This window comes from Flavicella sp., assembly GCF_037132785.1.
Classification (GTDB): Bacteria; Bacteroidota; Bacteroidia; order Flavobacteriales; family Flavobacteriaceae; genus Flavicella.
The window spans coordinates 1-6,822 of sequence record NZ_JBAHZZ010000011.1 but is presented as its reverse complement, the minus strand read 5'-3'; the positions used below and the strand labels follow the sequence as shown (position 1 = coordinate 6,822).

Genomic DNA, 6,822 nt, shown 5'->3' with positions numbered 1-6,822 from the left:
AAAACTAAAGGAAAATGAACCAAAAAATAGATCCATAACTAACATAAACAATGAAAATAAGAAAAAAAAATATAAATTTTAGATTTAAAAAGTCAAAATTGAAATCTAAAACTGAAAAGAGCATTATGCAACGGTCTTATAATGTGGGCTAAAGTCCTGAATAATAAAGAATACTAACAAAAAATAAAGATAAGGTAATGCTAAAAATCATCTTATCTTTACTTTCCTTGTTCAATTTACCTTGTTTTTTAATTAATTTTAGTTTGTGAAGTTGCTTGTAAGTAATAAGCTAACTTAATTTTATATCCTGCTTTTGCATCAATTAGTGTATCGTTTGCTTGTTGTAATAATGCCCTAGCTTCTAGTAAATTAGTTGTGCTCTCAATTCCTGCATTAAAACCATTGTTGATTTCAAAATAATATTCCTTGGCCTGTGATACGGTAGCTTCGGCTACTTCAATTTGCTGAAAACTTTCACTTAAATCCCTAAACGTTTGCTCAATTTGAAGTTGTAGTAATTCTGATTTTTGAAAAAAATTATTTTGTGCAATTTCCACTTTTATTTTGTGCTCTTTATTTTTGTACGAGCCTCCCCACCAACCAGAAATTGGTATAGATAAGGTAGCAAATGCCATGGTGTTGGTGTTTTGGTTATCCATCATATCCAAATAATACCCTGATACGCCAATCCCTACAGAAGGTAAATATTCGCCTTGTGCTATTTTTTGCTGTAATTCTTCTGCAGTAACAGTTTGGTTGAGAATTTTATATTCATTCCTATTCATTAAGGCTTCTTGAGGAGTGACAAATACGGATAATGGTGTATTTATGATGAGGGAGGTATCTGTTAAATTCAAATTTTCTGAATAAGGAATTCCAATATGTTGACTCAGCGCCATTTTAACCATAGTTAGTCCATTATCTAATTGGAGCTTTTGAGCTTCAATCTTATTTAATTCTAATTCAATTTTTAAGACATCACTTTTTTGAATCAATCCTGCGTCAAAAGACACCAAGGCATCCTTTTTAAAGCTATGAAGTAAGGTTTCATAACCCCTTAGTGTATTCTTTTTTTCTGTTAATGAAATAATGGTCCAGTACAAAGATTCTGTTTTTAAAAGAACTTCTTCCGTAGTAATATTTAGCTGTTTACTCTTAATAGATGTTCCAAGTTCGGCTAATTTATTGCCATTATAGATCCTCCCCCCAGCAAAAATGGGTTGAATGGCAGTAATGTAACCCGTACTTAAGTAATCCATAATTCCAATATCCATTCCAGGTATATATGCATATTCGGTTGAACCTGGTATGCTTGCTAGATTGCCATCATAAACAGGTAAATTTATTTCGGGTGTTTCTGCCTGGATCATTTTGGAACTAGATTTCATTGTAAATGCACCAGCATCCACTTTTGGGAAATAATTGGTAAATGCATTTTGTTTTATTTTCTGTGCAGCTGCTAATTCTAAATGGGCATTTTTTAAATTTTTATTATTATTTATAGCATATGCTTTACAATCATCAAGAGATAAATTTTGTCCCGTTGTGGTAAAAACCAATGTGCTTACCATCAGTAATGTTACTATGATATGTTTCATTTTATTGTCTTTAATTATTAATGTGATATTACCAAAAGTATCGTATTAAACGATGGTAATATTCGACTTTTGAGTTTCTTTCCCTATGAATTTCCAGTACAAAACAGGTAGCAGAAATAACGTTAGTATCATGCCGAAGATTAATCCAAAACAGATTACGGTTCCTAAGGGACCCCAAAGTGCCGAATTACTTACAATCATTGGCACTACACCAATAGCAGCTGCCATAGAGGTAAGAAATATGGGGCGCATTCTACGTTTACCTGCTGCAATAGCAGCCTGTTTAATAGTCAAATCGCTCTCGATACCCAGTTGTTCTGCATAATCAATAAGAATAATACCATTTCGTACCGTAATTCCCATTAGTCCAATAATGCCAATAAATGAAGTCAAGCCAAAAGGATATCCAATGATGTAAAGACCAAAAGAAGCTCCAAATAAACTGAGTAACATAGTTGACATTACGAGGAGAGCTTTATTAATGGTTTTAAATTGAAATAGTAATATGATGAAAATCAAAACTATACTTACGCCAAGTGATATGCCTAAAGGAATATAGGTGGTAATCATTTCCGCATTTTCACCACCATAAGAAACAGTCACTCCTTTAGGTAATTCAAGAGCCTCAATTTTAGGACTTACTTCTGCGAACATGCTGGAATACATAACTCCATTTTTCACATCAGCGCTTACGGTGATGGTTCGTACTCCATTTCTGTGTACAATGTTTCCTTCGGTCCATTCTGGTTTTAATTTGGCAATGGTTCGTAATGGAAGAACTTCTTGTGTCAATAAAGACGAAATGTATTGATTTTTTAAGTCATCAATATCATCCGTTAAGTTCTCCTCTTTCGATAGGATGACATCTATAGGGTAGTCTTTTTCCCACATAGTAGTAACGGGTAATCCATCCATAGCAACCATTAAGGAAGCCGCTATAAAGGCTTTTGAATACCCCAAATTGTTTGCTTTGTTAGGGGCGAGTTCAATTGAGATACCTTGTCTTTTTTCCAACCAATCATTTCTTACCCACGTAGAATTATCATGGTTTTCTAAAATATGTGCGACTTGTTTAGCTGATGATTTAATATCAGCTATGTTATTACCTGCTAAGCGAACTTCAATTGGAGCAGGAAAGCCTTCCATGGCTAATTGTTTCCATTTTATATGTGCCCCTGGGAAAACCAGGTTATGTTGTTCGCTATATGTTTTAAGGACTTCAATGGTGGCGTCATTTGAAATCGTATTCACTAATATTTGCCCATAATTTTTAGATGGCATGTGGGGAGCATATAAGGAGTGAAATCTTGGGGATGCGGTACCAACAAAACTGGCTACATTTGTAATTCTATGGTCCTGAAGTAAAACAGATTCTAAACTATCAATGATTACTTCTGTTTTTCTTAACGAAGCACCCTCAGGAAGGTAAATTTCTACCGCAAATTGTTTTCTATCCAAAGCAGGAAACATCTGCTGATCGTTAATGTTAAAAAAGAACAATGCAACAATTACAGAAAGTATTCCAATCGAAATGGTAACTAATGGATTTTTAAAGGATTTTTCAAGTACAAAGTCATACCCTTGTTGTACTTTATCTAATAAATCAAACTTCTTTTTCTTGCCTTCTTTTTTATGTAATCCTTTTTTAATAAAAGTATAGCAAAGAAATGGGACTAATAAAAGGGCGATAATCATTGATATGCATAATGCAATGGCAATTGTGAGCGGAAAAGCACCAACAAAATCACCTGCCATGCCATTTAAAAAAAACATTAAAGGTAAAAATGAAGCAATAATTGCGGCTGTTGCTGAAAGTACAGGGATAAATAGTTCGGTAGCAGCTTTCCAGGCTGCATCCCAAGGTGTTTCACCGTGATCTAGTTTCTCAATATGATTGTCAATAATCACAATGGCATTATCTACTACCATTCCTAGCACAACAATTAAACCAGCAAGAGAAACAATATCTAATTGCAATCCAATCATTTGCATTATACCTAAAGTGATTAAAATAGAAATAGGAATAGTAATTGCTGCAACAGCAGATATCCGAAAAGGAAGTAGGATCATGGTTACAAGAATTACAGCTCCAATGGCTAATAGAAATTCTTTCATAAAATGTGATATTGAAAGATCCACCACCTCTGGTTGATTAGAAATCACATTGACTTCAACATCATCGGATATATTGGATTTAAACTCATCTATTACTTCAAGAACCTCTTTGCCATATTGAACAATATTGTTTCCCTGTTGCATTTCTAGGGAAAGTAAAATAGCATTTTTCCCATTGTTTTTGATGTAGCTATCAGGAGTATCGTATTTCCGCTCTATCCGTGCTACATCTTTTAATCGAATTACATTTCCTGCTACATCAGTATAAATGACTTGATTTTCTAAATCCTTTTCCGACTCATATCGAGGAGGTAAATGCACCGGTAGTATCAAATCTCCATTGTCCAATTTTCCTGCATATGACATGGATTCTTGAGTTTTAAAAGAAGATAGAATAGTTAAAGGTTGAATATTGTATTCGTTTAGTTTTTCTGGACGTACATAAATAAAAACTTTTTCGTCTTGTACTCCAAGTCGTTTAATTTTGGAAACTGAGCTTACTTTACGTACCTCGGCTTCTAATTTTTTCATGATTTGTTCTAATTCACGATAACTTTTTTCTTCCGATGACATGGTAAGCAATAGGGCAGAGGTGTCTCCAAAATCGTTGTTTCCAATAAGAGCTAAAACCCCTGTTGGAAGTTGCATTTTGAGCTCGCCTAACCCGTGTCGGATTTTTGACCAGAATTCATCCGCATTTTTTATATTTTCATTTAGTTCTACAAAAAGGATCATTTGTCCCTCAGATGAATTGGAATACGTTTTAACCTTATTGACTTCTTTATATCCAAAGATGAAATTTTCCACTTCTTTGGTAAGTTGCTCTTCTACTTCATCGGAGGATGCGCCAGGGTATATTCCTACAATTACTCCTTGACGAATAGTGAAATCAGGAAATTCGTTACGAGGCATATTCATTAAGGCTAAAACGCCTACTATCATCATGGCTACTACAAGTGAAAGCGCAATTTGCTTATACTTCATAGCAGCTTCTATTAAATTGATTTTTTGTTTCATTTTTTTGAATTAATGATTAGTCAAGAAAGTAATTAAAAGGTAATGGTTGACTGATCATGCAGTTTTTGATGTCCAGTAACTACAATGAAATCTCCTTCAGATAATCCGTTGATTATAATTATTTCATTATTTGAAAATAACCCAATATCAACAAGTTGCTTGCTAACTTTATTGTTGGATTTATTTACTGTATAGACATAGTTCTTTTTATTTTCCTCTTGAATTACAGCGCTATATGGAATGGCTATATGATTGCTCATAGTGTTGGTTATTAAATCAATATCGCAAGCCATGCCGGGTTTTATTATTTGATTAGGGTTGTTCATTATCAATTTAACCTCGTATGTTTTTGAAAATTGGTTAGCTACCACTCCTATATTTTGGACCGTTGCACTAAGTTTTTGATAACTTATAGCAGGTATTGTGATTTCAGCAATTTGCCCAGATTTTATTTTATTGATTTCTGTTTCGGGTACCGAAATTCTTACATATACATTTTTAATGGTCATTAAGTCAAATACGGAGACTCCAGGAGTGGTGGTAGCACCTATTTCTAAATCACGTTTACCAATTGTCCCATTGACAGGGGCAATGATATTACATCTTTTTAGGTTTTGCAGGGCTATTGCTGCGGATGCATTTGCCTTGGTTAAATTTGTGTTCATTTCTTGCCATTGTATTTCTGGAAGACTTCCCTGATCATGTACTTTTTTTAGTCTTTCATAGGCATCTTGAGCTTGTTCTTGACTGGCTTTTGCTATGGCGTAGGTGCTTTGATATGTTTCGTTATTTATGGATGCTAAAATTTGTCCTTTTTTTATTACATCTCCTTCTTTTACATAAATATTTTTGACCAACCCAGGTAATTGAAATCCTAATGGAGTGGTAGAGTATGGAGTAATTACACCAGTGTAATTCATGTGTGTATTATTCTTGTTTTTGGAAACTATTTCGGTCACCACTTTAATGCTATGCTCTTGTTTTTTTAATGATGTTTTTGATTCAACTTTAGGGTTGCAGCTAATTATTGTAATTACTGAAGCAAGCGTTATTACTATTTTATACATATTTACCGAATTATAATTAATAAAACTATTTTAGTATTTTAGTCGGGTTTTTAGGTAAAAAAAACTACCCAAATATTTTGGGAGTGAAAGTGTTACTAATTCTTTCTATTTTTTCTAATTCAAACCCATTTTCATTTTCAATAGAGAATCGAACGATTCCGAAAAAGGCCGCTAAAGCAGATTCTGCAAACCAAGGAATATCTTCAAGTTTTACTTCCGTAAATTCTCCAGTATCATAACCTTCCTCCAAAATACGAGTTATAAATTTTGTTTCAAATGCTATTGTTCTACGAAATAATTCTGTCGTTTTTTTGTCGTTTTTTAAATCATTCCGTAACCCGCTGTGTAAGTTTACTTTATGTGCGATTTCTTTATGGAATTCTAAAAAATAAGTAGACAGTTTATCCGAAATAGTTTTCTTAGCATCTACCTTTTCCTTCACAAGAACCCGAAGAGCAATAAGTTCTAATTGAATGACTTCATCAAAAATATGATCTTTGTTTTTGAAATAATGGTAGAGGGTACTTTTGGCTTTTCCACAAGATTCCGCAATGTCATCCATGGTGGTTTTCTTTAAGCTAAATTGCTTAAATAGCTTTTGTGCATTTAAAATTATTTCCTCTTTTACTATTTCGTCTTTTGATCTCATTTCTCGAACAAATTGATGTTTCAGTAGTACAAATATAAATTAATTTCATGAATTATCTAGGTAATATAATAAAAAACCGACTATTTTTATAAAATGAATGATAGATGAGTTCTTTTTTGTTTAGTAAACAAGGGTTCAATCAGGGTTTTACTAGTTTTAAAGTAACTAATAAGTTTGATTTTGTTCCATAATAATTTTACCGAGTTAGTCATTTAGTTTCTGTGTCTTAGTGTCATTAAATATAACAGATATGGATGTTTTTCAAGGTCAAAATATACTGAGTTTTATAAAAGAACTACCAAATGATGAAGCTTGTAAGGCTTATTTAGCCAAAATAAAATGGTCTGAAGGTTTTATATGTAGTAAATGTTGTGGC

The 6,822-nt window shown here is 33.1% G+C and carries 5 protein-coding genes; 1 reads left to right on the top strand and 4 read right to left on the bottom strand.

Translation table 11 applies throughout. From position 1 onward, the window contains the following. Positions 1–248: 248 nt before the first annotated feature. The 4 genes from V5787_RS00955 to V5787_RS00940 form a co-directional block, all read right to left on the bottom strand. Positions 249–1,598, bottom strand: a complete 1,350-nt coding sequence (locus tag V5787_RS00955; protein ID WP_336891418.1) for a TolC family protein — start codon at positions 1,596–1,598, stop codon at positions 249–251. Between the two features lie 45 nt (positions 1,599–1,643). After that, a complete protein-coding gene (locus tag V5787_RS00950) occupies positions 1,644–4,730 on the bottom strand; it encodes an efflux RND transporter permease subunit (RefSeq protein ID WP_336891417.1) in 3,087 nt (1,028 codons plus the stop codon). 32 nt (positions 4,731–4,762) lie between these two features. Continuing rightward, positions 4,763–5,797, bottom strand: coding sequence for an efflux RND transporter periplasmic adaptor subunit (locus V5787_RS00945; RefSeq protein WP_336891416.1), 1,035 nt, complete (start codon positions 5,795–5,797; stop codon positions 4,763–4,765). A 64-nt stretch (positions 5,798–5,861) separates the two neighbouring features. Next, positions 5,862–6,446, bottom strand: a complete 585-nt coding sequence (locus V5787_RS00940; protein WP_336891415.1) for a TetR/AcrR family transcriptional regulator — start codon at positions 6,444–6,446, stop codon at positions 5,862–5,864. A 250-nt stretch (positions 6,447–6,696) separates the two neighbouring features. Between V5787_RS00940 and V5787_RS00935 the strand changes: the two genes are divergently transcribed. Continuing rightward, positions 6,697–6,822, top strand: a 126-nt coding sequence (locus tag V5787_RS00935) for a transposase (RefSeq protein ID WP_336891419.1), incomplete at its 3' end; no start/stop codon positions are given.

Bases quoted from the DNA above. Each gene is read 5' to 3' on its own strand.
- V5787_RS00955 (WP_336891418.1), bottom strand. From the start codon at position 1,598: ATGAAACATATCATAGTAACATTACTGATGGTAAGCACATTGGTTTTT.
- V5787_RS00950 (WP_336891417.1), bottom strand. From the start codon at position 4,730: ATGAAACAAAAAATCAATTTAATAGAAGCTGCTATGAAGTATAAGCAA.
- V5787_RS00945 (WP_336891416.1), bottom strand. From the start codon at position 5,797: ATGTATAAAATAGTAATAACGCTTGCTTCAGTAATTACAATAATTAGC.
- V5787_RS00940 (WP_336891415.1), bottom strand. From the start codon at position 6,446: ATGAGATCAAAAGACGAAATAGTAAAAGAGGAAATAATTTTAAATGCA.